This window comes from Hymenobacter properus (assembly GCF_015694735.1).
GTDB lineage: Bacteria > Bacteroidota > Bacteroidia > Cytophagales > Hymenobacteraceae > Hymenobacter > Hymenobacter properus.
Window position 1 is genome coordinate 617,175 of the sequence record NZ_JADQDP010000004.1, and the last position, 26,888, is coordinate 644,062.

The window sequence follows — 26,888 nt, forward strand, 5'->3', positions numbered from 1 at the left end:
ATGCCAGTTTAGACCGCCACGGCTGCCGGCTGCTCGCTGATTTGCGCGAAATACACGTCCTCCAAATCCGGATTCACCTCCTCAAAGCCGGCATCCGGCCGCTCGTCGCTGAGCACGTGCACGATGGTTTTGCCCGCGAACAGGCGCGAGCTGATGACGTGGTGCGTGGCCTGCACGGCGGCCACCTCGTCTTTGCTCACCAGCTTGCGCCACACGCGGCCGCGCAGCTGCTCCATCACCGAAAGCGGGTCGCCGGTGAGGCGCACCTGGCCCTGGCTGATGATGGCCATGTTGCGGCACAGGTCCGTCACGTCGCTCACGATGTGCGTGCTCAGGATAATGATAATGTGCTCGCCAATCTCGCTGAGCAGGTTGTGGAAGCGGTTGCGCTCGGCGGGGTCGAGGCCGGCGGTGGGCTCGTCCACGATGATGAGCTTGGGGTTGCCGAGCAGGGCCTGGGCGATGCCGAAGCGCTGCTTCATGCCGCCGGAGTAGCCGCCCAAGTTTTTCTTGCGCGCATTCCACAGGTTGGTTTGCTGGAGCAAGGCCTCCACTATCTCTTTGCGCTCCTTGCTGTTGCCGATGCCTTTGAGCACGGCCAGGTGGTCGAGCAGCTCCTCAGCGCTCACGCGTGGGTACACGCCAAATTCCTGCGGCAGGTAGCCCAGGATGCGGCGCACGCCGTCTTTGTCCTTGAGCACGTCCAGCTCGTCGAGCATGATGGAGCCGGTGTCGGCGTCCTGCAGCGTGGCAATGGTGCGCATTAGGCTGCTTTTGCCGGCACCGTTGGGGCCCAGCAGGCCAAACATGCCCGTGGGAATGTCAAGGTTGACGTTTTTCAGGGCTTGCACCCCGTTGGCGTAGGTTTTGGAAAGGTTGGTAATGGTGAGGGGCATACTTTTTTGCAGGGTTAGAGATGGCGCAAGGTACTGTTTGCCAATGAACCGGCATAGTAACCAAAGCATTAAAAGCGACTTTGGATGCAGCAGACAGATGCGTATTTGCCCTCTGGAGTTGCCTCGCCATTGCAGCCGGCTGCGCGCCCCGACAATTCCAACCCTTATTGCGCGCTTCCGATGGGAGCAGACTTGCCGGCCACCTCTATATTTAGCCGGCCTATTGCCTCCCACCCTTTTTCCTTTCCCCTAATGCCTCGTTTGCTTTGCGCGCTGTTTGCCGTTTCCGTTGCCACTTGTTTCGCCGGCTGCAGCCCCAAGATGGGAGCAAGCCTAACGGCTGAGCAGCTCTCCGCGGCCCTGCCGGCGGGCACGCCCTACGCCGTGGTGCACCTCTACCGGCCGGGCCGCATGACGGGCTTTGCCATTGGCTACGACGTGCGCCTCAACGACTCGGTGGTGTACCGGGCCCGCAACAGCAGCCGCCTCGACCTGCAACGCAGCAAGCCGGGCCCGGTGCTGCTATCGGCCAAAACGGAAGCCCGCTCTGAACTGACGCTCACCGTGGAGCCCGGCCGGGAATACTACGTGCAATGTTCCATCGGCATGGGCGCCCTCGTTGGCCGCCCCCACTTGCAGCAAGTGAGCGTGGCGCAAGGCACGAAGGAACTGGCCAGCATCTCCGGCAGCAAATAGGCTGTTTTGGCCTTCTTCCCTCCTACTGTCCGCCCTGCTTGCCGCCCCCGCCTTTCACGTCGTCGTTCGAGACGGACTTGCGCTGCTTGCTCTGCTGCTCGGTGCCGAAACGGTAAGCCAGGCTGAAGCGGAACGAGCGTTGGTAGGCCCGGTTTTCGCTGGTTTCGCTGAAGTAGGGTGTGTCGGTGGTGCTGCGGTAGGTCCAGGAGTTGTTGAACGGCGAGCCGAAGTTCAGCACTGCGTCGGCCTTGTCTTTCAGGAAGGTTTTCTTCACGCCCATCTGGTAGTAGAGGTTAGCTGAGCCCTTGCCCTGCAGCTCCGGCGAGGGCAGCGAGCTGTACAGGAAGCCCTGCAGCGTGAACTTCTTGGGCAGCTTGTAAGAGGTGTTCAGGTTGAGCCCGGCCGTGAAGCCGCGGCGCTCGATGCCCAGCGTCGGGCTGCGACGCACAATGTATTGAATGTCGGGCCCGCCGCTGATGTCCCAGCCCTCAACGGGCTTGGCCGTGCCGTAGAAATTGAGCTGGTAATAGGCGTTGGAGGCCACGTTGGCGTAGGTGCGCACCGTGGTGCCGGGCGCGGCGTCGGTAAAACCTGCTTCAGCCGCCGTCTGCCGGATAGATTCGATGGCGTTGCCCGTGCGCCGCACCGAGCCCGACACGTTGAGCGAGCCGGCCTTGCCGTTGGTGTTGAAACTCAGCTCGTAAGAGTCCGTCAGCTCGGGGTCGAGGTTGGGGTTGCCAAACACGATGTTCTGCGGGTCGGAGCGGTCCACGAAGGGGTTGAGGTAGTCGATGTAGGGCCGGGTGATGCGGCGGCTGTAAGCCATGCGCAGGCTGTTGTTGTCGCTGAAGGCGTACTGCGCGTTGCCGTTGGGCAGCCACGAGAGGTAGCTGCGCGCCGGCAGCTCCGAGCCCGTGGTGCGGAAATCGGCCGCCAGCGTGGTGCGCTCCAGGCGGCTGCCCACGCTCAGCGTCAGCTTCTTGCTCAACTTGTTGGTGTAGGTGGCGTAGCCAGCCTGCACGTTCTGGTCGTAGCTGAAGTCGGTGGCCCGGCCCGCCAGGGGGCTGAAATCGGCCTGGCCCCGGGTTAGCCCGTCCACGGTGGCCACCGAGCCGGTGCGGCGCCAGATGCTTTTCAGGCCGGTTTCGAGGGTTTGCTTTTCGCCAAAGGGCTGCACGAGGTCGGTTTGCAGCGTCACCTCGCTGCCCGGGGTGCGGCCGCGGCTGCGCTCGCGGTAGCTGGCCCGGTTGGTTTCCAAGTTCACGTAAGAGTCGGCGTACTGGTCGAAATCGTAGCCGAAGGTGCCGCTGTTGTTGGCGTACTGGCCCAGCACGCTCCACTCCTTGCGGGCCGTGGCGAAGGTTTTGGTGTAAGTACCGGTCAGCTCGCCATTGTTGCCGCTGAAAACGTTGTTGGTGGTGCGCGTGAAGAGTTGGTTGTTCTGCGGCGCGCCGGGCACCACCAAGTCGTTCAGCATATTATTGAAATCGTGGCCGGCGTAGCGGTTGAACGACGTGGCCAGCGAAAAGCTCTGCTTGTCCGTAATGTCGTAGTCGAGGCCCACCGAGGCGTAGTACCAGCGCCCGCCGTAATCGCCCACGCCGCGCTGCGTCAGGGTCGAGTTGTCCTGCTTGCCAAAGCGCATGCGCTCCGACTCGTTGGGCCCGTACCAGCCCCCCGTGCCGGCCGAGGAGGTGAACCCCAGCTTTTTGGTTTTGAAGTTGAGCGAGGCGTTGGCGTTTGAGTTGCGGTTGCCGCCCGAGGCACTCACGCGGCCGTTCAGCTTTTGCGTCGAGCCCTTTTTTAGCACGATGTTGATGATGCCGGCAGTGCCCTCGCCGTCGTACTTGGCCGGCGGCGTGGTGATGATTTCCACGCTCTGAATTTGCTCGGCCGGAATGCCCTTCAGGGCCTCGGCCAGGTTGCTGGCCAGCGTGGGCGAGGGCTTGTTGTTGATGAGCACCTTAAAGTTGCTGGAGCCGCGCATCTTCACGTTGCCATCGCCGTCCACGGCCAGCAGCGGGGCCTTGCGCAGCACGTCGGAGGCGGTGCCGCCGGCGTTGGTCACGTCCTGGTCGGCGTTGTACACAATGCGGTCGGGCTTCACCTCCACCACCGGCTTGGTGCCGATAACCACGGCCTCGGCCAGGGCCGTGCCCGCCACCGGCAGCCGGAAGGTGCCCGCGTCGGTGGCGCCGGCCGTGATGGTTACGTCCTTGGTTTGGGTGCCGTAGCCCACGTAGCTCACCCGCAGGCGGGCCGGGCCGGGCGCCAGCTTCACGAGCGAAAACCGGCCATTGTCGTCGGCCGCCACGCCGGTAATGGGCTTTTCGTTGGGCGCCGGCGGCAGCAGCACCACCGTGGCGTAGGGCACGGGCTCTTTTTTGAGCGAATCGAGCACTACGCCGGTTAGCGAACCAGTGCCAACGGCCACCGCTGGGGCAGCGGGCGCTTGGGCCGCGGCCTGCGGGGCAACGCATGCCAAGCCCATCAGCGCGACGAGCGCGCAAAAAACAGAAGACTTCATTTGCAGAAAGGAGGTGAGTGCGGGAAAATAGACGCGGACCGGGCCCCGTGGGTTGCTTACAGTATGAGACTTTTTAGCCGCTAGTGCTGCGGTTACTGGCGCCGGCTCCCAAACGTTACAAGCCCCCTGATTATTTGCCGGCTGCTTATCCGTGAACAGTGCCCCTTGCCCCAATGATGGGGTCGTTACCTGCCCCGTCGGGGCTGTTGTCACATGCTTTTTCATAACCGCCAGTGCGTTGGTGAAAGACTGGGTCAAAGGTCTTTCGCCACGTAGCCCCCGGCGCTCCAAACCATTATCTGGCCCGTCCCAACTTATGATTTGGGCCTTTCTACCTCGCTGGGTGCCTGCCCAAGCAGCTTCTTAAACACGCGGTTAAATGTTGACTTAGAGTTAAACCCACTCTCCAACGCCACTCCTACCAGCGAGTAGTGGGCAAAGCGCGGGTCGGCCAGTTTGCGGCGGGCTTCCTGCACCCGGTAGGTGTTCACGAAGTCGTTGAAGTTCTGCCCGCAGCCCGCGTTAATGACCTTGGACAGCAGCGCCGGGTGGGTGCGCAGGCGGTGGGCCAGCTCGGTGAGGGTAAGCTCGGGCTCCAGCCAGGGCTGCTCCTCGGCCATCAGGCGCAGCAGCTTTTCGCGCCACGGAAGCAGCTCCGGAGTCAGTTCCGGGGCGGGAGCGGCTACGGAGGCTGCCGGCTCTGTGGTAATGGGCAGCGCGGTTTCTTCAGCCACGGGGGCAGCGCTGGCAACCGGGGTGTCGACCGCTGCGGCCGGGGCCATTGGAACGGCTGCAGGCACCGGAGCAGACGCCATGAACAGTTCAGTTTCGGCCACACTCTTTGGCGCGGCCCCGAAACGCAAGGAGCTGGTGGCAGCCGCGTAGTTGGCCTGAATGCCCACCACAATCAGCCCGTAAATCAGCACGCCCCGCAGAGCGAAGAAATACCAGGCCGCGTCGTAGCTGAAATCATAAATCTGATTGAGCACGGTGAATACCACGCTCAGCACCAGCACCAGGGCCTGCAGGGCCAGCAGCTGGCGCAGCCCGGCAAAGCGAAGGCGCTCGGGGTCCGAGAAGTTGTCGTTGAGGTAGTGGCGGTAGCGGCGGTAGTCGGCCAGCAGGCGCAGGCCATAGCCCAGCAGCAGCGCCGAGCTGAGCAGGGCGGCAGGCAGGGCGGTTTCATCGAGCAGGGTGGCGCCCGCCCCTTTGGTGCCGAAGAAGTCGGGCAGCGGCCGGCCCCTCACCCCGCGCCACCACACCAAGTCATAGAGCGCCACAGCAGCGAAGGCGCCCCATTCCAGCAGGCCCGGCAGCAGGTGTTTCAGGGCCGGGCGCCAGCGGAAGTCCTGGTTGGTGAGGCTCTGAAAATAGAGGTAGTACGCCCCGCCCAGCACCATGCCGGCCCGCCACGGCACGTAGAACATGACCGTGGAATACCCGTCGTGGCTGTCGAACCAGCCAGCGTAGCCCAGCATCCACTGGCTCACGCTCAGGGTGGGCACCAGGATGAGCAGGGCCAGCAGGGCATCGGGCGGGCTGCCGCGCCGCCAGGCCCGCACCAGCAGCCACAAGGTGGCCGCCGCGCCGGGCACCACAAAGGGCAGCAGCAACCCGCTATGAGGGCCAAAGGTGAACAACATGCGACGAAAATACAGCGCTGACCCGCAGTTGAGCCGCCTTTTTTGGTTTAGCTTTGGGGTAGACGCTTCTTTGCTGCCCGCCTGCCATGAACATCCTCCGCCACGTCAACCTCACCCGGGTTTTCTTCATCGACATCGAAACCGTGCCGGCCCACGCCACCCACGCCGAGCTGCCGAAGACCCACCAGTCGCTTTGGAAAACGTTCTGCGACAAGCGCCACGCCCGCGAGCTGGCCGAGGGCAGCAGCCACGAAGACCTGTTCCGCAACGGCGGCCTCTACGCGGAGTTCGGCAAGGTGGTGTGCATCTCGGTGGGATACTTTCGCCTGCTGAAGGACGACACCCTGGAATTCCGCACCAAGTCCTTCGCCGACGAGGACGAGTGCACCGTGCTGAGCGGCTTCAGCCAGTTTTTGCAGCGCTACGCGCCCTACGGCCCCAGCCGCTACGCCAAGCTCGAAACGGCCCGCCCCGATGGCTACTTTCTCTGCGCCCACAACGGCCGCGAGTTCGACTACGGCTTCCTGGGCCGGCGCCTGCTCATCTGCGGACAACCCATTCCGCCCATGCTCGACGTGGCCGGCCACCGGCCCTGGGACCTCCCCCACCTGCTCGACACCATGGAGCTGTGGAAATTCGGCGATAACAAAGGCCACATCACCCTAGCCCTGCTGGCGGGCGTGTTCGGTATTCCGTCGCCCAAAGACGATATCGACGGCACCGACGTGGGCCACACCTACTGGGTGAAAAAAGACCTCGCGCGCATCGTGTCATACTGCGAGAAGGACATTATTGCCACGGCCCGCGTTTTCTTGCACTACAGCGGCCAGCAGGCGCTTTGGGACGACATAACGCTTACGCCCACGCCCTGGCGCGCTGCGCCAACCATGCGCGTAGTGGCGTAGCCAGCCCGTTGGGGAGCGTAGCTTTGGGCCGGTTTTGGTGACTCGAATTACCGAAACAGGCTCTCTTTTCAGCTTCTTCCCAACCATTGATGCGCGCTCCATTATTCCTAATGGCCTTGGCTTCGGCCGCGGCTTTCTCCTTTTCCGCCCACGCCCAAACCGCGCCGGCGGCCACCGGCAATGCCTTCGTGCGCGATAGCCTGGCCCGCTACGTGCAGCGCGGCCTCAAGCTCTGGAACATCCCCGGCCTGGCCGTGGTGGTTGTAAAGGACGGGAAAGTGGTGGCCTCCGATGGCTTTGGCGTGCGAGCCGTGGGCAAGCCCGAGCCGGTGGATGCCAACACACTGTTTCTCATTGCCTCTAACTCCAAGCTGTTCACGGGCACGGCCATTTCGCAGCTGGTAGAAGAGAAAAAGCTGAAGCTCGACGACCCGGCCCGGAAGTACCTGCCCGATTTCCGGCTCTACGACTCCACCAGCACGCGCCTGCTCACGGTGCGCGACCTGCTCAGCCACCACTTCGGCACCAAAACCTTTCAGGGCGACTTTACCTTCTGGGATTCTAACCTGAACCGGGCGGAGATTTTGCAGAAAGTGCGCTTTCTGAAGCCCACCGGCCTGTTTCGGCAGCAGTACGGCTACAGCAACTACGGCTTCCTGGCGGCGGGCGAGGTCATTCCGGCGGCCACGGGCGGCACCACCTGGCAGGACTTCGTGCAGCAGCGCATCCTCACCCCGCTGGGCATGAGCAGCACCTCGCCCAGCACGGCCGGCGCCAGCCAGCGGGCCAACATTGCCCTGCCCTACACCACGGCCTTCGGCCCGCTCACGCGGGTGCCATTCGATGAGGTCGACAACTTTGGGCCGGCCGCCAGCCTGGTTTCCAACGTGAACGACCTGGGCCACTGGCTGCGCTTCCAGCTCGACAGCGGCAAGTACAACGGCCAGCGCATCATGCCCTGGGCCACGCTGCGCCGCACCCGCGAAGGCAACTCGCTGGTGGGCAGCACCAAGTCGCCTATCTACCCCAGCCACTTCCGTACCTACGGCCTGGGCGTGTACTCGGCCGACTACAACGGCCGCCAGATTTACTGGCACACCGGCGGGGCCAACGGCTTCGTGACCAACGTGTGCTTCGTGCCCGAAGAGGGCCTGGGCATTGCCGTGCTCACCAACCAAGACAACCAGAGCTTTTTCGAGGCTCTGCGCTACCAGCTGCTCGACACCTACCTGGGCATGCCCTACGTGGACCGCAGCCGCCAGCTCTACGGCTTCGCTAAAGCCGGCAACGCCGAAACCGCCAAGAACGTGGCCGACCTCGCCGCCCGCGTAGCCAAGAAGAGCAAGCCCGCCCGCCCCCTGAAAGATTACGCCGGCACCTACACGCACCCGGTATACGGCACCATTACGGTAGAACCCAGGGGCAAGCAGTTGCTCGTACGCTTCTCGCACCACCCCACCCTCACCACCACGCTCGACTACATGGACGGCGACACCTTCCGCAGCACTTTCTCGAATGCAGCGTATGGGATTTTTCCGGCACCGTTCACCGTGGAGAGCGGACAGGTGAAAGCGCTGGAAATCCGCGTGAACGACGGGCTGGAGCAGGACCCGTACGTGTTCACGAAAAACTAGCTGACAAGCTTCGCAATTCCTCAAAATGGATTTGTGTAGAAGAAGCTAGCCGTCCGCAAAGCGGGTTTGCTACTCATTTTCAAGCAAAAAGGTCTGTTGGCGGCATGCTCTCCTCCGGTTTGGTTTAGATTCGGGTATTCTTTCCATTCTCCACCATGCGCGCAACTCCTACCATTTTCACTTTTGCCTTGGCCGCCGGCCTCGCGGCGCTGACGGGCTGCTCCTGCGGCTACAATGAGCCGCCCCCACCGCAGTTCATGCTGGCGTTCAGCCCCGATACCCTCACCAGCGCGGGCGTGGGCTTCCGGCGGGTCGAGATTCGCTCGGCCTACTTAGTGCGCTATGACGATGCGAACTTGCAGACGATGCTCGATACGCTGCGCCAGCCCACGCCCGCCACGGCCAAATCAACCACTGCGCTTTTCCCGGTTTACTACATGAAGGACCAACCGGCGCAGTTTGTGGTGCCTGCCTTCGTTCGCCAGAACGTGAATGCCCGTAGCTTCCGGCTGGTGGTGCCCCTCGCCAACCGCAGCTACGACATCACCAACGTGGTGCTGGAGCAAACGGCCGGCAGCGGGCGCTGCTCCGCGCCGCGCGTGAGCCGCAAAGAAGCCACCGTGAACGGCCAACGGCGCGATGCTCTAAACCAGGTACCGCAGCTCACTAAATAAAAAAAGCCTCCTGCGAATGGCAGGAGGCTTTTTTTGAATAATTAAGTACCGACCGAGTTAATTGTCCAGCGTGGCCAAGTCAATCACGAAGCGGTATTTCACATCGCCTTTCAGCATGCGCTCATAGGCTTCGTTGATGTCTTTGATATCGATAAGCTCGATGTCGGACATGATGTTGTGCTCGGCGCAGAAGTCCAGCATTTCCTGGGTTTCGGCGATGCCGCCGATGAGCGAGCCCGCAATGCGGCGGCGCTTGCCGATGAGGTTGAAGGCGTGCACCTGTGGGGCTTCCGGCGGCACCCCCAGCAGAATCATGGTGCCATCGCGGCGTAGCAGGTTCAGGTAGGCGGCCAGGTCGAGCGGGGCCGACACGGTGTTGATGATGAAGTCGAAGTAGTTGCGCACCGATTTCAGCTGCGCGGCGTCTTTGGTTACCACAAACTTGTGGGCGCCCAGCTCTTTGGCGTCGGCTTCCTTGTTGGGCGAGGTGCTGAGCACGGTCACTTCGGCGCCCATGGCGGCGGCCAGCTTCACGGCCATGTGGCCCAGGCCGCCGAGGCCCATCACGGCCACGCGGTGGCCGGGGCCCACCTTCCACTGCCGCAGGGGCGAGTAGGTGGTGATGCCGGCGCACAGCAGCGGCGCCACGCGGGCCAGGTCGAGCTTCTCCGACACTTTGAGGGTGTACTTCTCGTCCACCACAATCTGCGAGGAATAGCCGCCGTAGGTGGGGCGGCCGGTTTCCTTCTCCACGCCGCCGTAGGTGCCCACCATGCCGGTGGTTTCGCAGTACTGCTCCAGGCCTTCCTGGCAGCTGGGGCAGGTACGGCAGGAGTCGACCATGCAGCCCACGCCGGCAATATCGCCCACTTTGAAGTTTTTCACATGGTCGCCTACCTTGGTCACGCGGCCCACGATTTCGTGGCCCGGCACCATCGGAAACACAGAGCCACCCCATTCGTCGCGCACCTGGTGCAGGTCGGAGTGGCACACGCCACAGAATTGAATGTCGATGAGTACGTCGTGCGGGCCCACGTCGCGGCGCTCAAAGTTGAAGGGTTCGAGCGGGACGCTGGCGGCCGGTGCGGCGTAAGCTTTCGTTGAAAGCATATTGGGGAATGGTTGAGTTTTGAATGTTGAGGGTTGAATGACGGGCTGAATGCAGAACGGATTCGTCTGTCATCCTGAGCGCAGCGAAGGACCTTCTCATGTCTGAACAACTCGCCTAAACTTGATAAGGTCCTTCGCTACGCTCAGGATGACAGACGGCGTGGGCAAAACGCTTCACTGCGCTCTGCATGACGATGCTTCCTAACCACCCGGCGCGTTCAAGGTTTGCGGCAGCGGCTGGCCCGCCAATTGCGTGGCCACTAACTCGCGCATGCGGCGCTGCGACTCGCGGGCAAACTTGCGCTGCAGCATGCGCCCGAACAGCTTGAAGCCGAGCCAGTAGAACGGGTTGCGAATCTGTCCGGGCTGCGACACGGCGTGGATGCGGAACTGCACCGCCCCGGTGGTCAGGTTTTTGTGAATGGTGAAGTCAATCTGGCCGCGCTCGAAGTGGCCTTCGAGGGTGCGGTAGCCGTAGCCCCACACCCGCTCGGGGCCGTTGGGCGTGGCGCGGGCGGCCTCGTCGGTTACCTCGCTCACGCGCACGCCGAAGTAGAAGTTGAAGACCAGAAAGTGCGCCCGTAGCACCATGATGCGCTTTTCGAGCGGCGTTTCGGGGTCGAAGTAGCCGGTGATAAGGTCGGGCGGCGGAAAGGCATAACGCTTCAACACCTCCTGCGCGGCCGCGAACGAACCGGCGGCCTCGGGCGGTCCGGGGGCTTCGGCGGGCAGGTCGGTGGCGTAGTCGTCGAGGCGCCAGCCGGTTTCGCTGGTGTACTCGCTCTGGCGCGCGAAGTCGTAGTTGACTTTGGCCTTGCTGTAAGACTCAATTTGGGCGCGGTACTGCTCCCAGGCGGGCGGTTTGGCCGTGGCCGGCACGGCGGCAACTTGGTTACTCATGGCGGGTGTGCTGCACGTGGCCGGCCTCGTCGTGCCGGAAGGTTTCGACCACTACGTTACCCAGGGCCTGGCCGCCACTGGCCGCCGCCACCCGCTGGCAAAATTCTACCCAGGTGGCTTCCTGCACCAGCTTGCCGCCACCGAGGGTATCGTAGGCAAAAGCCACGAGCCCGTCGCGCGAGCGGGCCAGGGAGCGGATTTCAAACCGCAGCACGCCGGGTGCCTCGTCGCGGTAGTGCGCCTCGAAGCGGATACGGCCGGCTTCGGGGTGGCCTTCGAGGGTGATAAACTCGAACGAAGTGGCGCCGACTTCGGTGACGCGCACGCAGCCGTTCCAGGGACCTAGAATTTTGATGCTGAACTCGTCGCCGGGTTTCAGGTTGTCGTCGCCGTCTTTCTTTTTGAAATCGGCCAGCAGCTCGGGCGAGAAGTGGGGCACGTCGGCCTGCACCTCGGCCATAAGCTGGGCGGGCGTGAGGCGAGGGCGGGCAACATCAATGAAATAGCGCCGCTCCAGCAGCGGGCCGGAGCCGGTGGCGGCGGGTTGCTCGGCAGTGGGTTCAGACATGGCAGGCGAAGAATCGTATGGCCCTTCATACGCCCCGCGCCGCCGCAGGATGCTACGGCCGGGCTTTTCCGATGGGAAAAACGCCTGACTGCAAACTCAACCCTCCACATTCAACCCTCACCACTTCCTTATGGCCTACTACCGCCCGCCCGGCCCCCCACCCGACCCGGTCCTTGTCAAGAGCCTCACCCAGCAGCAGCACGACATGCGCCAGCGCGTGCGCCACGAGCCGCTGGCCCATGAGCCACGCCTGATAGCAGGCTGCGATTCGTCGTTTCCCACGCCCGACACCATTTTGTCGGTGTTTGTGGTGCTGAAATTCCCTTCGCTGGAGCTGGTGGAAAAAGTGTACAACTACGGCCCCGTGGATATGCCCTACATGCCCGGTTTCCTCTCTTTCCGCGAGGCGCCCAACGTCATTCACACCTTCGCCAAGCTCCAGAACAAGCCCGATATCATCATGGTCGACGGCCACGGCATCGCGCACCCGCGCCGCATGGGCATTGCCGCCCACCTGGGCGTATTGCTCGACATGCCCACCTTCGGCGTGGCCAAGCAGAAGCTCACCGGCGCTTTTGAGGAACCCGGCATCACGCGCGGCAGCATTACGGAACTGCTCGACACGAAATCGGGCGAGGTCATTGGCGAAGTCATCCGTAGCAAGGACAAGGTGTTGCCGCTGTTCGTCAGCCCCGGCCACCGCTGCGACCAGGCCACTGCCACACGCCTCACGCTGGCCTGCCTGCGCGGCTACAAGCTGCCCGAGCCCACCCGCCTGGCCGACCATTGGGCGGAGGAGTTCAAGAAGGAAGTGCGGTAGCTCTTCGCAACAGGCCCTTAAGCAAGCAAAAAGTGATTCCCTTGATTGAAGGCCTGCTGCAACGAAGCCAACGTTTCTTGCGCATCAACCGGTAGCTTTAGCAACTTAGCTGCCGCCTGGAAAACGGCCCGTTTGCCTTCGTGCTGCGCTAGAATGCCCGCATCAACCGGTAGTTGCTGCGACTTCGACAGCTTCTGCCCTGCTTCGTTTGTGAGCAACGGATGATGGTAGAACTGGATTCGCGCGGCTTTAAAAGCGGAAGTTTCCGAGAGCTGGCTGGCCAGCCACAGCTGCGCGGCGGTACTGGGCTGCAAATCGAGCCCGCGCACGATGAGCGTGGTGCCGAGGCGCAAGTCATCCACCACCGACGCCACTTGATAAGCGGCCACGCCATCCTTTTTGCGAATCACAAAGTCCGGCATCAGTGCGCCGAGCGGCACGGCGGTTTCACCCTGCCAGGCATCCTCAAACCGGATTTCCGTGCCAGCCGGCACGTGCGCCCGCCATGCTGCGCCGGGCGTTTCGAGCGGCACGGCCGCCTCGGGGCCGCCGGTGCGGGTGCGCTGGCTGGCGTGCACCAAGCTGGGCTGCTGCGCCAGCCGACGCAGCACGCGGTTGTATTCGGGCAGACGCAGCAGCTGCGAATGACGACGCAGGAAGTCGTCGGGACCGGTGGGGCCGTGGTCGTAGTCGAGGCCCAGCCAGTCGATGACGCGAAAGATATTATCGAGGTAAGCGGGGCGGAGGCGGGCGCGGTCCAGGTCGTCGATGCGCAGGTGCAACGTGCCGCCGGCCTGGCGCGTGAGCAGCCAGGTGAGCACAAAGTTTACGGCGTTGCCGAGGTGCAGAAAGCCGCTGGGGGTGGGTGCCAGACGCGAAATGACGGGGGACGGAGCAGGCATCGTTGTTCGGTTTAGCTCAGCAGCAGCTCCATTTGCACGTCGGCCCGGGCGTAGGGCGACGGATTGGGCTCAGCCAAGTCCTGAAATCCCAGCTTGCGGTACAGCGCCAGCGCCGGTTTCAAGATGGCGTTGCTTTCCAGGTACACGCGGGTACCGCTGAGGTCGCGCACCCGCTGCACGGCCGCCTGGCCCAGCAGGAAGCCAATCTGCTGGCCCTGCGCGGCGGGCGACACGGCCATTTTGGCCAGTTCGTAGCTGTGGCCGTCCTCCATCTTAATCAAGGCACAGGTGCCCACTACCTGGCCGTTTAACTCGGCCAGCAAAATGCAGCCACCCGGCTCCAGGATGTATTCTTCGGGATGGTCGAGCGCCTTCAGGTCGGCGGGCTCCAGCTTGAAGTAGCGCGAAATCCACTCCTCGTTGAGCTGTCGGAAAACGGGCTGGTCGCCGGGCCGGAAGTCGCGCAGTTGCACCGGCGCGGCCGTGCGCTGGTGGCGGGCGTCGGCTACGCGCTGGCGCAGGCTCTGCTGCTGCAGCTGCAGTTCGAAGCGGTCCAGCGCCTGCCAAAGGTTTACTTCGGCCGCGTCCAGCAAAGCCTGCATGCTACGGCGCACATCGTCGGTTTGGGCGCGCAGCTGCGGCAGCACTTCATGGCCCAGGGGCGTCAGGGCCAGCAGGCGGCGGCGTTGGTCCTGGCGGTCGGGCGTCATGGCCAGCAAGCCATTGCCTACCAGCTCCTTCACAATCTGGCTCACTGAGGCATGCGTGTGCCCAATCTGCTCCGCAATTTCATTACTGGAAATGCCGGGCCGATGCGCAATCAAATAGAACACGGGGTACCAGCGCGGCTGAAAGCTCAAGCCGTAATCGGCGTAGATACTGGTGGCTTCACCCGTAAGGTATTCGCTCAACCGCCGCAAGCGGCTGCCTAACGCCACCGGCCCGAGCTGCTGTAAAAAATCCATAGTAATTTTATGTAAGTACTTACACAAAATTACTACCTGTTTCCATATCCGCAACTACAGCCCTCGAATTACCAGATTACAAGGCCCAGGCGGCTTGCTGCAGCACCACGCGGTAGCCGTCGGGGTCTTCAAACGTGCGACCCTGCTGGTCCCAGTAGGGGTTGTAGGATGGTACCGGCATGAACCCGGTGGCCTCCATGCGCTGCACAGCGGCCTGCCACTCCACTGCATCGGGCAGATAGAAAACCAGCAGATTATCAGCTGTTGGCGCGCGGCCCACTACGTGGCCGGGCTGGTGCGTGAACTCCAAATGATATGGCGCCTGCGGGTGGCCCAGCATGGCGCCATCGAAGCCGTTGTGCGCGGCGAAAGATGTGAGTTTCTGCAGGCCCAGGCCGTCGCAATAGAAGCGCAGCAGAGCGGGTAAATTATCGGTGGGCCGGGCCACGCGCAGGACGGGATGGTTCATATTCTTAAAAGTCGCCGCTGATTGAATCATTCTATACATTTAAACTGGCAGCTGGTCAGCAAGTCTAGGTAAATATTCGATGGTAAAGACCTTTGCACCGATGAAAAAACTAATACTCGCTGGTTGCTGCCTGTTCGGTTTGCTTGCAATTGATAATCCGGTTCAGGCCCAAACTCCAGTACTGTACTTTCCGCCCCTCAGCGGCAGCACCTGGGCCAGCACCACGCCCGCCAGCCTGGGCTGGTGTCAGCCGCAACTCGATTCGCTGCTGGCGTTTGCCGGGCGCAAGGGCAGCAAGTCGCTGCTCATCCTGAAGGACGGCCGCCTGGTGGTGGAGCAGTACTACGGCACCTACACCGCCGATTCGGCCTGGTACTGGGCCTCAGCGGGCAAGTCGCTCACGGCCACATTGGTGGGCCTGGCCCAGCAAGACGGGGTTCTCAGCCTCGGCGACAGCACCTCGCGCTACCTGGGACGCTGGACCAGCGCCACCCGCGCCCAGCAGCGCCTGATTACCATCCGGCACCAGCTCACGATGACCAGTGGGCTCGACGACACCCCGCCCGCGCCCTGCGACAACGAAAGCACCACGCCCGGCTGCCTGCTCTACCTGGCCCCGCCGGCCACGCGCTGGGCCTACCACACCGGCGCCTACCGCACCCTGCAGGACGTGCTGACGCAGGCCAACGGCGCCACCAGCATGACACAATACACCAACCAGCGCCTTGGCAACCGCATTGGCATGACGGGCGTGTGGGTGAACGACGTTTTTTACAGCAAAGCGCGCAGCATGGCCCGCTTTGGCCTATTCATCCTGGCCCGCGGCGCCTGGAACGGCACCCAGATAATGACCGATGCCGCCTACTTCCAGGCCATGACCACGCCCAGCCAGGCGCTGAACCGTAGCTACGGCTACCTCTGGTGGCTCAATGGCCAGGCCAGCTACAAGCTACCCGGTTCGCAGCTGACTTTTTCCGGCCCTTTCACGCCGGCTGCGCCTGCCGACATGATTGCCGCCCTCGGCAAAAACGACCAGAAGATTTTCGTGGTGCCCAGCCTGGGCCTGGTAGTGGTGCGCCAGGGCCAGTCGGCGGGGCCGCGCACGCTGGCCGTTTCGTCGTTCGACAACGAGCTCTGGAAAAAAATAATGGCCGTATTCTGCCGTCCCACGGCTGCGGCGCCGGCTTCCGAAGCCGCTGGCTACGGCGCCTTCCCCAACCCCGCCGCCGAAACGCTCACCCTGCGCCAGCCCGCCTTAGCCGCTGCCAGCGTGCGCCTGCTCGATGCGTTGGGCCGCGTGGTGCGTCAGCAGCCGGCAGCCGGGATGGAGACTTCTGTTTCGGTAGTGACCTTGGCGCCGGGGCTTTACACGGCGCAGTGGCTTGATGCCGGCGGGCGCGTGCTGGCCAGCCGCCGGGTGGCCCGCTAGATGTCGAGCCAGAGGCGCCGGTTTGCGCCTGCAAAACTGGTGTGCGCCACTTTCGCAAGGGCCGCCCCGTTTAGCACGGCAATAGACGAATCGGCCCGTTGCAACTTTAACTCAGGGCGCAACCCGACGCTGCCGGCATTGCCCAATCCGACCCTGGCTTGACGGCGGTTGTTGAGTTCCGGCCGAAAGGCTTGTTTGCCCCACCGGTTGTAAACGCCCAGCCAAACGGTGGCGTGCGCGGGCACCGTGAATTTTATAGTAGCGCCACCGCCACTGCTCACCGCCAACGAATCATGCATTCGGTCAACATTTTTCAACGTGGGCCGCACCAACGTAGGCGCGTATAGCAAGGTGTTGCGGTACCCCCGGCGATACTGCCCCGGTGCGCGAAACACCCCGCCTACGGTTTCCCCGGGCCCGGTTAGCCACACCACGACCGGTCTGGCTTCGGTGTTGCGCAGAAATACGCACGTGTAGGGAGCCGGCTGGCAACTGCCCAACGGCAGCAGCAAGCAGCTGCCGCCCCACCGCAGCAATCGGCACTGGATTTTGCTCATGTGACCCAATTACGCGACATTTCCGCATCGCCCAAACGGTAATGGCCACGCGCCTGCCCCCCTGCCCGTGGGCAGAAGTTCCAAAAATACAGTGCAGCCTTGCGGGTCAATGCGTAAGTTTGCGCTCAATTTGCGGGCCGGTTTCCCGGTGCCGCTGCTGCCCTTCTGCTATTGCCGATGCTGACTGCTGTTCTGCTTTTCCTCCCGTTGGCCGCCGCGCTGCTGCTGCTGCTCACCAAGGGAGCCACCGCCCGAGCCCTCGCGCTGGGTGCCTCACTCATCGAATTTGGCCTCGCGGTGTACACCGCTTTCGCCTTCAAAAGCAGCGGTGCCGCCGCCTTCGACCTCAACTATAGCTGGATTCCTTCGGCCGGCATCAACTTCCACCTCGGCCTCGACGGCCTGAGCCTGCTGCTGGTGCTGCTCACCACCTTCCTGGTCCCGCTCATCCTGCTGAGCGCCTTCAAGCGCAACTTCGACAACCCGACGGCCTTCTACGCCCTCGTGCTGTTCATGCAAACCGGCCTGCTGGGCGTGTTCACCTCGCTCGATGCCTTCCTGTTCTACTTCTTCTGGGAAGTGGCCCTGATTCCGATTTACTTCCTGGCCGGTGCCTGGGGCGGCGAGCGCCGTGTGGCCATCACCCTCAAGTTTTTCCTCTATACCGTAGTGGGTTCGCTGCTGATGCTGGCCGGCTTCGTGTACCTCTACCTGCAAACCGGCCCCGCCGCCGGCTCGCTGGCCGCGCACTCCTCGGAGCTGTCAGCCTTCTACAATCTGAAGCTGAGTGCCGCCGAGCAGTCGTGGCTGTTCTGGCTGATTTTCGCAGCCTTCGCCGTGAAGATGCCCATCTTCCCCTTCCACACCTGGCAGCCCGACACCTACACCGACGCCCCCGCCCCCGCCACTATGCTGCTCTCGGGCATCATGCTGAAAATGGGCATCTACGGCACCATGCGCTGGCTGCTGCCGGTGGTGCCGCTGGGCGTGAGCCAGTGGCAGAAGCCGGTTATCATCCTCTCCGTCATTGGCATCATCTACGGCGCCATCATCGCCATTCGCCAGCGCGACGTGAAGCGCCTCATCGCCTACTCCTCGCTGAGCCACGTGGGCCTGATGGCCGCCGGCGTGTTTTCGCTCACCGCCACCGGCCTGCAGGGCACCGTGGTGCAGATGCTGGCCCACGGCGTGAACGTGGTGGGCATGTTCTTCATTGCTGACGCCATTGAGCGCCGCACCGGCACCCGCTACATCCCCGACCTGGGCGGCCTCACCCGCCGCACGCCGGTGCTGTCGGTGTGCTTCCTGGTGATGCTGCTGAGCACAGTGGCTCTGCCGCTCACCGGCGGTTTCGTGGGCGAGTTCCTGCTGCTGGCCGGCGTGTACCAGTACAACGCCTGGGTGGGCGCCGTGGCCGGCCTCACCATCATTTTCTCGGCCGTGTACCTGCTGCGCATGTTCCAGCGCGTGATGCTCGGTCCCGATTCCGCCTACTCCGAAACCATCACCGACCTCACCGGCGGCGAGCTGCTGGTGCTGGTACCCCTCATCGCGCTGGTGTTCTGGATTGGTTTGTTTCCCAATTCCTTCCTGCACCTGTCGGACCCGGCCGTGACGAACATCCTCACGCTGGCCGGGCGGTAATTTTTACCAGAAGGCGGCCGCCAACGGCTGTCATCCTGAGCGCAGCGAAGGACCCCATCAAGCTCGCGCAAATTTGAAGTAGTTATCCAACGAAGCGGCCGTGCTAAGGTCCTTCGCTCCGCTCAGGATGACAGTTACCAAGCCTGTCCTTCTGCCTTAAGCAAGCCCATGACCTCCATCATTCTCCTCTCCGTCTTCGGCATCGTCAACCTGTTCCTGGGCTTTCTGCGCTCGAACAAGGTGCTGCTGCCCGGCGCCATGCTGCTGCTGCTGGCCGTGTTCGGGGCCAACTACGCCGACTGGAACAGCGAGCCCGCGTCGTATTTCAACCACATGCTGGTGGTCGACCACTACACGGTGGCCTTCACCGGCATCGTGCTGCTCACGGCCATTGTGCTGCTGCCCTTCTCGCGCAGCTACGTGACCTCGGGCGAGCCCAACTTGGCCGAATACTACGCGCTGCTGCTCTTCTCGCTGGTAGGCGCCATTATGATGGTGGGCTACGACCACCTGCTGATGCTGTTTGTGGGCATTGAGATTCTGAGCATCAGCATGTATGTGCTGGCCGGCAGCAGCAAGCGCGACTCGCGCTCCAACGAAGCCGCCCTCAAATACTTCCTGATGGGCGCCTTTGCCACGGGCATCCTGCTCTTCGGCGTGGCACTGCTCTACGGCGCTACGGGCACCTTTGCCCTCTCGCAACTGGCCGCTGCCGTGGCCGCCCCGACCAATGCCTCCCTGCAGCCCATGCTCTACATCGGCATCCTGCTGATGATTATCGGCATCGGCTTCAAGGTGTCGGCCGCGCCGTTCCACTTCTGGACGCCCGACGTGTACGAAGGCACGCCTACTTTCTTCACCGCCTTCATGAGCACGGTGGTGAAGACGGCTGGTTTTGCCGCCTTCCTCAAGCTGCTGGCCGTGGCCCTGCCGGCCGCCCAGGGCTTCTGGATGCCCACCATCCAAGCCATGTGCGCCCTCACGCTGCTGCTCGGCAACGTGGGCGCGGCCGTTCAAACCAGCCCCAAGCGCATGTTGGCATATTCCAGCGTGAGCCACGCCGGATACCTGCTCATTGGCCTCGTGGCCAGCAAAGGCATCATCCTGGGCACCAACGGCACCACGAGCGAAGCGGCCAGCGCCATTTTCTTCTACTCCCTGGCTTACTCCATCGCCACGGTGGCAGCCTTCGGCGTGTTGAAACTGGTTAACGACCACCGCCAGAACGACTCCTACGCCGGCCTCAACGGCTTGGGCCGTACCAACCCGCTGCTGGCTTTTGTGATGACGGTGGCTATGCTCTCGCTGGCGGGCATTCCGCTCACGGGCGGCTTCTTTGGTAAGTTTTTCCTGCTGGCAGCGGCCGTGGGCCAGGGCTACATCGGCCTCGTAGTGTTTGCCGTTATTATGAGCATGGTAGGCTTGTACTACTACCTGCGCCCGCTCATTGCCATGTACCTGCGCCCGGCTGATGACAACGCCACGCCCGTACCGGTAGACGGCATCCAGTCGGCCACGCTGGTGGTGCTGGCGCTTCTCACCATTGTGCTGGGCATTGCGCCTAGCTTCATGAGTGGGCTTTTGTAATTGGTTTTGAAGTATCGAATAATGAGAAGGCAGCCCAGTGGGTTGCCTTCTTTGTTTATTTGGCCATGATAAACCGCTTTCATCGGCGCCTCTGGCTGCTCTGCGTCCTTGGTTTCTTCAGTAGCTGCGCCGCGCAGCCGCCGCGCGAAACCGGCAGCTTCCGCCCTACCGACCTGGTGGAGCTGACCCAGCTCGACCCCACCATCCGATTAGACATCCGCTACGCTACGGCGCAGAATTTCATGGGCCGGGTGCTGTATCCGCAGGCGCGGGCGTTTCTGCAGCGGCCGGCGGCCGAGGCGCTGGCGCAGGTGAATGCGGAACTGAAGCCGCAGGGGTACTGCCTATTAGTGTTCGACGGCTACCGGCCCTGGCGCATCACCAAGCAGATGTGGGACCACACCCCGGCCGATAAAAAGGAATTCGTAGCCGACCCACGCAAGGGCTCGCGCCATAACCGCGGCTGCGCCGTGGACCTGAGCCTTTGGGACATTGCTGCCAACCATGAAGTGCCCATGCCCGGTGAATACGACGAGATGAGCCCCCGCTCCTACGCCGCCTACGCGGGCGGGACCCCGGCCCAACGCGCCGCCCGCGACCTGCTACGCGCCCGCATGGAAGCCCACGGCTTCACAGTGCTGCCGGCCGAGTGGTGGCATTTCGATTTCAAAGACTGGAAGGCGTACCCGATTCAGGACGTACCGTTTGAGAAGCTGTAGAACTAACTGGGCTTGGCTAATATGCACGATATGAGAAGCGTCACAGTAGTTGGGAAAGCCTCTGCATCAGTACTAAGGCACTTGCCACATTTCGTGTCCGCAATAAAAGGCGAGCAAGACATTAGCATTGTCTTCGTCATGCGTCCAGAGCATGATTTTCCAATTGGTACAACTTTCTGCATTTGTCAAGGAACGACGACAAACATTGTTGAACTAACCGCAGCAACCCAGCAATTTGATAAACCAATGGATGCGATTCCTCATGGCTGGAAAACTATTTGTGCTTTTAGGCTACTAGGAAGCGGTGTTTCTATTCTGGCGGGTTTGCCGTTTGCGAATGATTGGTATGGTAATGAAACCGCTCTGGTATTAGAAGAAATCACTGCTCCGGGAGCATCTGCTTAGAAAGCAAAGCGCCCCCGCAACACAGGTTGCGGGGGCGCTTTGCTTTCTAAGCAGCTCTACTAATCACGGATTCGTCGACCACATACCGGCTTCTTTGATGAAGATGCGGCGATTCAGTTTGAGCTGCGACACGATAAACTCGGCCAGGTCTTCGGGCTGCATCACCTTATCGGGGTTGCCATCGGTCAGGTTATTGTTCAAGGCCAAGGGCGTGGCCACGGTGCTCGGCGTGAGGGCCGACACGCGGATGTTGTGCTTACGCACCTCCTGCATAAGGGCTTCGGTGAGGCCCATCACGGCGAATTTGGAGGCGCTGTAGGCGCTGCTGCCGGCGGCGGCACGCAAGCCCGAGGTGGAGGAAATGTTGATAATGTCGCCGGTCTGGCGCTGTATCATGTCGGGCAGCACCGCGCGCGTCACGTAGTAAGTGCCGAACACGTTGACCTGCACGATGTGCTCCCACTGATCGGGCTCCATCTCCAGAAACTTGGCGAAGCTGCCGATGCCGGCGTTGTTAATGAGGATGTCGATGGGGCCCAGTTCCTGGTGAATTTTGGCCACGGCCACGTTCACAGCGGTACGGTCGGCCACGTCGGCCACGGCGGTGGCCACGCTGCCACCGGCAGCAATGATTTCGGCGGCTACTTCTTGCAGGTCGCTATCGGTGCGGGCCAGCAGGCCCACTTGCACGCCTTCGGCAGCCAGGGCGAGGGCCACGGCGCGGCCAATGCCTTTGCCGGCGCCCGTGACGAGGGCAATTTTTCCTTGCAGGGATTCCATAATTTGATTGCTCGGTTTCGGATGTTGAGGAAATAAAACTGAGCTAGCTTAGAAAGGTTGCCTAATACTCGTCATCCTGAACGCAGCGAAGGACCTTCTCACGTTAGAACGAGTTGTTCCGACGTGAGAAGGTCCTTCGCTGCGTTCAGGATGACAGACGATTATTCTGACCTACAGCTAGTGCAGTTTCTTGGTGAAGTCGCCGTACATCACCCAGTCTTCCCAGCGGTGGCGGTAGCCGGCCACTTTGCCGCGCAGGTATTTCTCAATCATCAGGCCGGCGGCGGGGGCGGCGCTGGTGCCCCCGAAACCGCTGTTTTCGATGAACACGGCGATGGCAATTTTCGGGTCGTTTACCGGGGCGAAGGCGGCGAAGGTGGCGTGGTCGAAACCGTGGGGGTTTTGCACGGTGCCGGTTTTGCCGGCCACCGAAATACCCAGCTCGGCCAGCGAAGCCAGGTTGCCGGTGCCGCCGTTGCCGTCCACTACCATCTGCATGCCGGGGATGATGTACTTGAACAGCGCAGTATCGACGGCCGTGTAATGCTTCTGGCGGAACTGCGGCAGCGGGCCGCTGTTGCCCACGCTGCGCACGAAGTGGGGCGTGTAGTACCAGCCGCGGTTGGCAATGGTAGCCAGTACGTTGGCCATCTGCACGCCGGTGATGCCGATTTCGCCCTGCCCGATGCTGAGCGAGTACACGTTGCGGTAGCTCCAGCGGTGCTGCTTGTTGCGCTTTTTATCGAAGAACTTCTTGTCGTAGAACTCCGGCGAGGGAATCAGGCCGCGTTTTTCTTGCAGCATGTCCACGCCCAGCTTTTCGCCCAGGCCAAAGGTTTTCACCATCTTCTGCCACTGGCCCAGGCCGATGTGCGTGTCGTCGTACTTGTTGTTGGCCTGCCCGCGCAGCACCGCCGCCTGCATCACCTGATAGAAATAGGGGTTGCAGCTGTTTTTGATAGCAATGCTCACGTTGGACGGCCGCTCGTGGCGGTGGGTGCAGCGCACCAGCTTCTGGTTGCACTCGAAGCCGGTGCCGGGCTGCACCACGCCCAACTGCAAGGCCACCAACTCGTTCACGAGCTTAAACACCGAGCCGGGCGGGTAGGTGGCCATCAGCGGGCGGTCGAACAGCGGGCGGTCGGGGTTGTTGAGCAGGGCCATGTAGCGGTTGCCCGAGCCCTTGCCCGTCAGCAGCTTGGGGTCGTAGTGCGGGGCCGACACGAAGGCCAGAATCTCGCCCGTCTTGGGCTCGATGGCCACGATGGAGCCGCGCCGGCCCGCCAGCAGCTGCTCACCGTAGGCCTGTAGCTCGGCGTCGATGCTCAAATGCAAATCGCGCCCGGCCACCGAAAGAGTGTCGAACTCGCCGTCGCGGAACTTGCCTTTCTCGACGCCGCGCACGTTTACCATCTTGTACTGCACCCCGCGCCGGCCCATCAGGATGGGCTCGTAGTACGACTCCAGGCCCGAAATACCAATATTCTCACCCGGCTGGTACTTGGCGTATTTCGGTTTTTCGAGCAGCGCTGGCGTAATGGAGCCCACGTAACCCAAGGCGTGGGCCAGGTTGGAGGTGCGGTAGGCCCGCGCCATGCGTGCCTGAATGCGGAAGCCCGGAAAATCCATCAAATTATCCTGAATGACAGCCAGGTCGGGCGTCGACAGGTTCTGCACAATGGGCGAGGGCTTGTTGCGCGAATATTTCTTAGCCGCCAGCAAGCTGCTGCGCAGGTCCTCTATCGGAATCTGCAGCAGCTGGCAGAAGCGGGCCGAATCGAGCTGCTTCACTTCGCGGGGCACCACCATGAGGTCGTACACCGGCTCGTTTTGCACCAGCAGGTGGTCTTTGCGGTCGTAAATCAGGCCACGGTAGGGTATCTGCACCAGCCGTTGCAGCGTGTTTTTGTCGGCCGCCAGCTTGTAGGTACCGTCCATCACCTGCATGAAAAACAAGCGGGTGAGGAAGACGAGTACCACCACCAGGAAGATGCCCTGCACGACGTATTTACGGCCTTCTAAGTATTGCATAATTCACTCTTCTCTGTCATGCTGAGCGCAGCGAAGGACCTTATCACCGAAGAACATTATTCGTTCGCACGTGATAAGGTCCTTCGCTGCGCTCAGCATGACAGGATTTAAATAACCCTAACTCCGCCCCCTTCGCACCGGGAAAAACAAGAGCTGCACAATCAACAACGCCAACCCGGTAAAGAGTGCGCTCACCAGTATTTTTCCCAGCGTGAGGCCGATGTGGCGGAAGCTGCCCAGCTCCAGAATGAAGAAAGCGGCGTGGTGCAGCAGCACCAGCAGCGTGAGGTACACGCTAAACCACTGCCAGCCCATCTGGTGCACGTTCACGGTGTCGGCCGAGTCGTAGCCGTCGCGCGGGGTGAGCAGGCGCAGCACCCACGGCCGCAGGAAGCCCAGCAGCACGGCCGCCGCCGCGTGCAGCCCGCCCGTGTCGTAGAAAATGTCCATCGTCAGCCCCATGGCAAAGCTCAGCAGCAGCTGCACCACGATGGGCGTGCGCAAAGGCAAAAACAGCAAGAAGCCTAGGTAGAAAAAGCACCAGCCCAACTCGAACAGCACCAACCGGCTGATGAGCATCACGTGCAGGCCTGCGTACACGGCAAACCGCAGAATTTGAACCAATATGAACCGCAGGCCACTCATTTGCGCTTCCCTCCTTCCGGCAGCATGCCCGCGCGCGCTTCCACGGTGTCGCGCTCGGCCTTGGGCCGGCTCGTCACCACGTACACGTAGGTCAGGTTGGAGAAATTGACGCCCAGCCGCACCCGAATGGTCCAGAAGTTCTTGTCCGGCTCCTTCACGAACGACTCGATAGTGCCGATGAAAATGCCTTCCGGGAACACCGCGTTGTAGCCCGACGTCACCACCGTGTCGCCCTTCACCAGTTTAGTTTCGCGCAGCACGTTGTCGAGCACGGCGTGGGTGGGGTCGTCGCCCAGCCACTTGATGGTGCCGAAGGTGCCGTCGCGCTTGATTTTGGAGGCAATGGTGGTTTTGGAGTGCAGCAGACTGGCCACGGTGGCATAATGCTCCGTCACGGCCTGCACGCGGCCGGCCACGCCGCCCGCCGCCACCACGCCCAGGCCGCGCTGCACGCCGTTGGCAGTGCCCACGTTCAGGGTGAAAAAGTTATCCACGTTGCTGAGGCGGTTGTTAATAACCCGCGCCGGAATCAGGGGATAACTCGGGTCGCGGGCGGCCAGGCGCTGCAGGCCCAGCAGCAAGGTATCGGGCCGGGTCGCGGGGCGCTGGTAGCGCACGCGCTGCAGCGAATCGGTACGGGCCGGGGGCACAGCCACCGAGTCGGCCTCGCGCCGCACCGTGTCGGGTGGGTAGAGCTGCTGGCGCAGGACGGCATTTTCAGCCACCAGCTGCTTGTTCAATTCGGCCAAGTGGAAATAGTCGGTTATCTGGGTGCGGCGCTCCAGCACCACGCCCGCATAGGCATTGGCCGAATTGAAAAATGCCGCCCGCTGGTACGAATTATTGGTAACGAATAAATAAATGCTAATTATTTCCAGCAAGCCAAATACCAACGCCCCGCGAAAGCGAAATAGGAAAAGAAATAAATTCCGCACGGGTGGTAATTAATTATTTAGAAAAGCAACTGCTAAAAGAACGTCATGCTGAGCGCAGCCGAAGCATCTCGCGGGCACCGATTGTCATGCTGACGAAGGAAACATCTTATCAACGTCGAATTAGTAGTTCTAACTCGATAAGATGTTTCGCTGCGCTCAACATGACAAGCGGCGCGGTAGAGATGCATCGGCTGCGCTCAGCATGACGGGCTGGCATTTTTGGGCTAAGACTACGTCAGCAGCACGCCGCGGAAGGCCTGAATGTCCTTGATGGCCTTGCCGGTGCCGCGCACCACGGCGCGGAGCGGGTCTTCGGCAATGTGGATGGGCAGCTTGGTTTTGGCCGCGAGGCGCTTATCGAGTCCGCGCAGCAAGGCGCCGCCGCCAGTGAGGTGAATGCCGTTTTCGTAAATATCGGCCGACAGTTCGGGCGGCGAAATTTCGAGGGCTTTCAATACAGCTTCCTCGATTTTAGCCACCGATTTATCGAGGGCAATGGCAATTTCCGAGAACGTGACCTTGATAACTTTCGGAATACCAGTCATCAGGTCGCGGCCGCGTACTTCGTGGTCGGCAGGCGGCGAGTCGAGTTCGGTGAGGGCGGCGCCCACTTCAATCTTGATGCGCTCGGCCGAGCGCTCGCCGATGAGCAGGTTGTGCTGCCGGCGCATGTAGTCGAGAATGTCCTGGTTGAAGACGTCGCCAGCGGTTTTTATCGACTGGTCGCACACGATGCCCGACAGCGCGATAACCGCAATTTCGGTGGTGCCGCCGCCAATGTCGATAATCATCGAGCCCACGGGCTGCTCCACGTCGATGCCGATGCCGATGGCGGCAGCCATGGGCTCCTGAATCATCCACACTTCCTTGGCCCCGGCGTGCTCGGCCGAGTCGCGTACGGCGCGCTTCTCCACTTCCGTGATGCCTGAGGGGATGCAGATGACCATGCGGTGCGAGGGCTGAAACAGCCGCGTGCGCGTGTCAATCATCTTAATCATGCCCTTAATCATTTCCTCGGCGGCGTGGAAATCGGCAATCACGCCATCCTTCAGCGGGCGGATGGTGCGGATGTTGTCGTGCGTTTTTTCGTGCATCTGCTGGGCCTGGCGGCCCACGGCGATGACTTTATTAGTGGTGCGGTCTTTGGCGATGATGCTCGGCTCGTCCACCACGATTTTGTCGTTGTGAATGATGAGCGTATTGGCCGTGCCCAGGTCAATGGCGATGTCGCTGGTCAGGAAATTGAAGAAACCCATTGATTAATATGCAATAAGGCGAAGCACCGGCGGGGGCCGAAGCAAAATAATGGGCAAAGGTACGGAAGGTTTGGGCCGGGTTGGTGAACGGGATTATGGGATTCTGCTAAGGAATGTATCGGGGTCGCTGAACGGTTTCCGTCTGTCATTGCGAGTGGAACGCAGCGGAACGCGGCAATCCGTCCTCTATT

25 protein-coding genes are annotated in these 26,888 nt (G+C 61.9%); 10 read left to right on the forward strand and 15 right to left on the reverse strand.

Translation table 11 applies throughout. The features are described from left to right. Positions 1–8: 8 nt before the first annotated feature. The gene (locus I2I01_RS19190) at positions 9–896 is read right to left on the reverse strand and encodes an ABC transporter ATP-binding protein (protein ID WP_196288112.1); all 888 of its coding nucleotides are present in this window, start codon (positions 894–896) and stop codon (positions 9–11) included. Positions 897–1,148: 252 nt separating this feature from the next. On the opposite strand from I2I01_RS19190, the gene I2I01_RS19195 reads away from it, so the two are divergent. Continuing rightward, positions 1,149–1,592 carry a hypothetical protein gene (locus I2I01_RS19195; protein ID WP_196288113.1) on the forward strand — a complete coding sequence of 148 codons (444 nt, stop codon included), beginning with the start codon at positions 1,149–1,151 and terminating at the stop codon, positions 1,590–1,592. Positions 1,593–1,614: 22 nt separating this feature from the next. Here the strand turns inward: I2I01_RS19195 and I2I01_RS19200 are convergent, their stop codons facing one another. Further along, positions 1,615–4,119 carry a TonB-dependent receptor domain-containing protein gene (locus I2I01_RS19200; protein ID WP_196288114.1) on the reverse strand — a complete coding sequence of 835 codons (2,505 nt, stop codon included), beginning with the start codon at positions 4,117–4,119 and terminating at the stop codon, positions 1,615–1,617. Positions 4,120–4,433: 314 nt separating this feature from the next. Then, positions 4,434–5,762, reverse strand: a complete 1,329-nt coding sequence (locus I2I01_RS19205) for a helix-turn-helix transcriptional regulator (protein WP_196288115.1) — start codon at positions 5,760–5,762, stop codon at positions 4,434–4,436. Positions 5,763–5,848: 86 nt separating this feature from the next. Between I2I01_RS19205 and I2I01_RS19210 the strand changes: the two genes are divergently transcribed. From I2I01_RS19210 to I2I01_RS19220, 3 genes are all read left to right on the forward strand, one after another. Beyond that, positions 5,849–6,667, forward strand: coding sequence for a ribonuclease H-like domain-containing protein (locus I2I01_RS19210; protein ID WP_196288116.1), 819 nt, complete (start codon positions 5,849–5,851; stop codon positions 6,665–6,667). An 89-nt stretch (positions 6,668–6,756) separates the two neighbouring features. Continuing rightward, complete coding sequence (locus I2I01_RS19215) at positions 6,757–8,301, forward strand: serine hydrolase (RefSeq protein ID WP_196288117.1); 1,545 nt, start codon at positions 6,757–6,759, stop codon at positions 8,299–8,301. Positions 8,302–8,456: 155 nt separating this feature from the next. Next, on the forward strand, positions 8,457–8,975 hold the full coding sequence (locus tag I2I01_RS19220) for a hypothetical protein (protein WP_196288118.1): 519 nt from the start codon (positions 8,457–8,459) through the stop codon (positions 8,973–8,975). 57 nt (positions 8,976–9,032) lie between these two features. Here the strand turns inward: I2I01_RS19220 and I2I01_RS19225 are convergent, their stop codons facing one another. The 3 genes from I2I01_RS19225 to I2I01_RS19235 form a co-directional block, all read right to left on the reverse strand. Then, entirely contained in the window at positions 9,033–10,085 is a 1,053-nt protein-coding gene (locus I2I01_RS19225) for an NAD(P)-dependent alcohol dehydrogenase (protein ID WP_196288119.1), read from the reverse strand. 201 nt (positions 10,086–10,286) lie between these two features. Continuing rightward, a complete protein-coding gene (locus I2I01_RS19230) occupies positions 10,287–10,985 on the reverse strand; it encodes a DUF1990 domain-containing protein (RefSeq protein ID WP_196288120.1) in 699 nt (232 codons plus the stop codon). After that, positions 10,978–11,553, reverse strand: a complete 576-nt coding sequence (locus I2I01_RS19235; RefSeq protein ID WP_196288121.1) for a DUF1990 family protein — start codon at positions 11,551–11,553, stop codon at positions 10,978–10,980. Before I2I01_RS19235 ends, I2I01_RS19230 begins: the two co-directional genes overlap by 8 nt. A 130-nt stretch (positions 11,554–11,683) precedes the next feature. Here I2I01_RS19235 and nfi point away from each other — a divergent pair, with 130 nt between their 5' ends. Continuing rightward, complete coding sequence (gene nfi / locus I2I01_RS19240; RefSeq protein ID WP_196288122.1) at positions 11,684–12,373, forward strand: deoxyribonuclease V; 690 nt, start codon at positions 11,684–11,686, stop codon at positions 12,371–12,373. A 17-nt stretch (positions 12,374–12,390) separates the two neighbouring features. On the opposite strand, the gene I2I01_RS19245 is transcribed toward nfi, so the two are convergent. From I2I01_RS19245 to I2I01_RS19255, 3 genes are all read right to left on the reverse strand, one after another. Beyond that, positions 12,391–13,275: a glutamate--tRNA ligase family protein gene (locus I2I01_RS19245; RefSeq protein ID WP_196288123.1), complete on the reverse strand. Its 885-nt coding sequence runs from the start codon at positions 13,273–13,275 to the stop codon at positions 12,391–12,393. Positions 13,276–13,286: 11 nt separating this feature from the next. Then, positions 13,287–14,240, reverse strand: coding sequence for a bifunctional helix-turn-helix transcriptional regulator/GNAT family N-acetyltransferase (locus tag I2I01_RS19250; RefSeq protein ID WP_196288124.1), 954 nt, complete (start codon positions 14,238–14,240; stop codon positions 13,287–13,289). A gap of 76 nt (positions 14,241–14,316) precedes the next feature. Further along, the gene (locus I2I01_RS19255) at positions 14,317–14,709 is read right to left on the reverse strand and encodes a VOC family protein (RefSeq protein ID WP_196288125.1); all 393 of its coding nucleotides are present in this window, start codon (positions 14,707–14,709) and stop codon (positions 14,317–14,319) included. Between the two features lie 100 nt (positions 14,710–14,809). On the opposite strand from I2I01_RS19255, the gene I2I01_RS19260 reads away from it, so the two are divergent. After that, on the forward strand, positions 14,810–16,138 hold the full coding sequence (locus tag I2I01_RS19260; RefSeq protein WP_196288126.1) for a serine hydrolase: 1,329 nt from the start codon (positions 14,810–14,812) through the stop codon (positions 16,136–16,138). Here the strand turns inward: I2I01_RS19260 and I2I01_RS19265 are convergent. After that, positions 16,135–16,695 carry a hypothetical protein gene (locus I2I01_RS19265; protein WP_196288127.1) on the reverse strand — a complete coding sequence of 187 codons (561 nt, stop codon included), beginning with the start codon at positions 16,693–16,695 and terminating at the stop codon, positions 16,135–16,137. The two genes, I2I01_RS19260 and I2I01_RS19265, sit on opposite strands and share 4 nt — an antisense overlap. Positions 16,696–16,872: 177 nt before the next feature. Between I2I01_RS19265 and I2I01_RS19270 the strand changes: the two genes are divergently transcribed. The 4 genes from I2I01_RS19270 (at position 16,873) to I2I01_RS19285 (ending at position 21,050) form a co-directional block, all read left to right on the forward strand. Beyond that, positions 16,873–18,339 (forward strand): complex I subunit 4 family protein, encoded by a 1,467-nt coding sequence (locus I2I01_RS19270; protein ID WP_196288128.1) that lies wholly within the window; start codon positions 16,873–16,875, stop codon positions 18,337–18,339. A gap of 168 nt (positions 18,340–18,507) precedes the next feature. After that, the gene (locus I2I01_RS19275; RefSeq protein WP_196288129.1) at positions 18,508–19,926 is read left to right on the forward strand and encodes an NADH-quinone oxidoreductase subunit N; all 1,419 of its coding nucleotides are present in this window, start codon (positions 18,508–18,510) and stop codon (positions 19,924–19,926) included. A 65-nt stretch (positions 19,927–19,991) separates the two neighbouring features. Further along, on the forward strand, positions 19,992–20,645 hold the full coding sequence (locus I2I01_RS19280; protein ID WP_196288130.1) for a M15 family metallopeptidase: 654 nt from the start codon (positions 19,992–19,994) through the stop codon (positions 20,643–20,645). 93 nt (positions 20,646–20,738) lie between these two features. Further along, positions 20,739–21,050 (forward strand): hypothetical protein, encoded by a 312-nt coding sequence (locus tag I2I01_RS19285; RefSeq protein ID WP_196288131.1) that lies wholly within the window; start codon positions 20,739–20,741, stop codon positions 21,048–21,050. Positions 21,051–21,113: 63 nt separating this feature from the next. Here the strand turns inward: I2I01_RS19285 and I2I01_RS19290 are convergent, their stop codons facing one another. The 5 genes from I2I01_RS19290 to I2I01_RS19310 form a co-directional block, all read right to left on the reverse strand. After that, positions 21,114–21,830 (reverse strand): 3-ketoacyl-ACP reductase, encoded by a 717-nt coding sequence (locus I2I01_RS19290; RefSeq protein ID WP_196288132.1) that lies wholly within the window; start codon positions 21,828–21,830, stop codon positions 21,114–21,116. A 177-nt stretch (positions 21,831–22,007) separates the two neighbouring features. Then, positions 22,008–23,861 (reverse strand): penicillin-binding protein 2, encoded by a 1,854-nt coding sequence (gene mrdA, locus I2I01_RS19295; protein WP_196288133.1) that lies wholly within the window; start codon positions 23,859–23,861, stop codon positions 22,008–22,010. Between the two features lie 117 nt (positions 23,862–23,978). Continuing rightward, positions 23,979–24,485 (reverse strand): hypothetical protein, encoded by a 507-nt coding sequence (locus I2I01_RS19300; RefSeq protein ID WP_211538045.1) that lies wholly within the window; start codon positions 24,483–24,485, stop codon positions 23,979–23,981. Between the two features lie 17 nt (positions 24,486–24,502). Further along, a complete protein-coding gene (gene mreC, locus I2I01_RS19305) occupies positions 24,503–25,441 on the reverse strand; it encodes a rod shape-determining protein MreC (RefSeq protein WP_196288135.1) in 939 nt (312 codons plus the stop codon). Positions 25,442–25,671: 230 nt separating this feature from the next. Then, complete coding sequence (locus I2I01_RS19310) at positions 25,672–26,697, reverse strand: rod shape-determining protein (RefSeq protein WP_196288136.1); 1,026 nt, start codon at positions 26,695–26,697, stop codon at positions 25,672–25,674. Between the last annotated feature and the right edge of the window lie 191 nt (positions 26,698–26,888).

Excerpts from the sequence above, each read along its gene's own strand:
- I2I01_RS19190 (WP_196288112.1), bottom strand. The coding sequence starts at position 896 with ATGCCCCTCACCATTACCAACCTTTCCAAAACCTACGCCAACGGGGTG.
- I2I01_RS19195 (WP_196288113.1), top strand. The coding sequence starts at position 1,149 with ATGCCTCGTTTGCTTTGCGCGCTGTTTGCCGTTTCCGTTGCCACTTGT.
- I2I01_RS19200 (WP_196288114.1), bottom strand. The coding sequence starts at position 4,119 with ATGAAGTCTTCTGTTTTTTGCGCGCTCGTCGCGCTGATGGGCTTGGCA.
- I2I01_RS19205 (WP_196288115.1), bottom strand. The coding sequence starts at position 5,762 with ATGTTGTTCACCTTTGGCCCTCATAGCGGGTTGCTGCTGCCCTTTGTG.
- I2I01_RS19210 (WP_196288116.1), top strand. The coding sequence starts at position 5,849 with ATGAACATCCTCCGCCACGTCAACCTCACCCGGGTTTTCTTCATCGAC.
- I2I01_RS19215 (WP_196288117.1), top strand. The coding sequence starts at position 6,757 with ATGCGCGCTCCATTATTCCTAATGGCCTTGGCTTCGGCCGCGGCTTTC.
- I2I01_RS19220 (WP_196288118.1), top strand. The coding sequence starts at position 8,457 with ATGCGCGCAACTCCTACCATTTTCACTTTTGCCTTGGCCGCCGGCCTC.
- I2I01_RS19225 (WP_196288119.1), bottom strand. The coding sequence starts at position 10,085 with ATGCTTTCAACGAAAGCTTACGCCGCACCGGCCGCCAGCGTCCCGCTC.
- I2I01_RS19230 (WP_196288120.1), bottom strand. The coding sequence starts at position 10,985 with ATGAGTAACCAAGTTGCCGCCGTGCCGGCCACGGCCAAACCGCCCGCC.
- I2I01_RS19235 (WP_196288121.1), bottom strand. The coding sequence starts at position 11,553 with ATGTCTGAACCCACTGCCGAGCAACCCGCCGCCACCGGCTCCGGCCCG.
- nfi (WP_196288122.1), top strand. The coding sequence starts at position 11,684 with ATGGCCTACTACCGCCCGCCCGGCCCCCCACCCGACCCGGTCCTTGTC.
- I2I01_RS19245 (WP_196288123.1), bottom strand. The coding sequence starts at position 13,275 with ATGCCTGCTCCGTCCCCCGTCATTTCGCGTCTGGCACCCACCCCCAGC.
- I2I01_RS19250 (WP_196288124.1), bottom strand. The coding sequence starts at position 14,240 with ATGGATTTTTTACAGCAGCTCGGGCCGGTGGCGTTAGGCAGCCGCTTG.
- I2I01_RS19255 (WP_196288125.1), bottom strand. The coding sequence starts at position 14,709 with ATGAACCATCCCGTCCTGCGCGTGGCCCGGCCCACCGATAATTTACCC.
- I2I01_RS19260 (WP_196288126.1), top strand. The coding sequence starts at position 14,810 with ATGAAAAAACTAATACTCGCTGGTTGCTGCCTGTTCGGTTTGCTTGCA.
- I2I01_RS19265 (WP_196288127.1), bottom strand. The coding sequence starts at position 16,695 with ATGAGCAAAATCCAGTGCCGATTGCTGCGGTGGGGCGGCAGCTGCTTG.
- I2I01_RS19270 (WP_196288128.1), top strand. The coding sequence starts at position 16,873 with ATGCTGACTGCTGTTCTGCTTTTCCTCCCGTTGGCCGCCGCGCTGCTG.
- I2I01_RS19275 (WP_196288129.1), top strand. The coding sequence starts at position 18,508 with ATGACCTCCATCATTCTCCTCTCCGTCTTCGGCATCGTCAACCTGTTC.
- I2I01_RS19280 (WP_196288130.1), top strand. The coding sequence starts at position 19,992 with ATGATAAACCGCTTTCATCGGCGCCTCTGGCTGCTCTGCGTCCTTGGT.
- I2I01_RS19290 (WP_196288132.1), bottom strand. The coding sequence starts at position 21,830 with ATGGAATCCCTGCAAGGAAAAATTGCCCTCGTCACGGGCGCCGGCAAA.
- mrdA (WP_196288133.1), bottom strand. The coding sequence starts at position 23,861 with ATGCAATACTTAGAAGGCCGTAAATACGTCGTGCAGGGCATCTTCCTG.
- I2I01_RS19310 (WP_196288136.1), bottom strand. The coding sequence starts at position 26,697 with ATGGGTTTCTTCAATTTCCTGACCAGCGACATCGCCATTGACCTGGGC.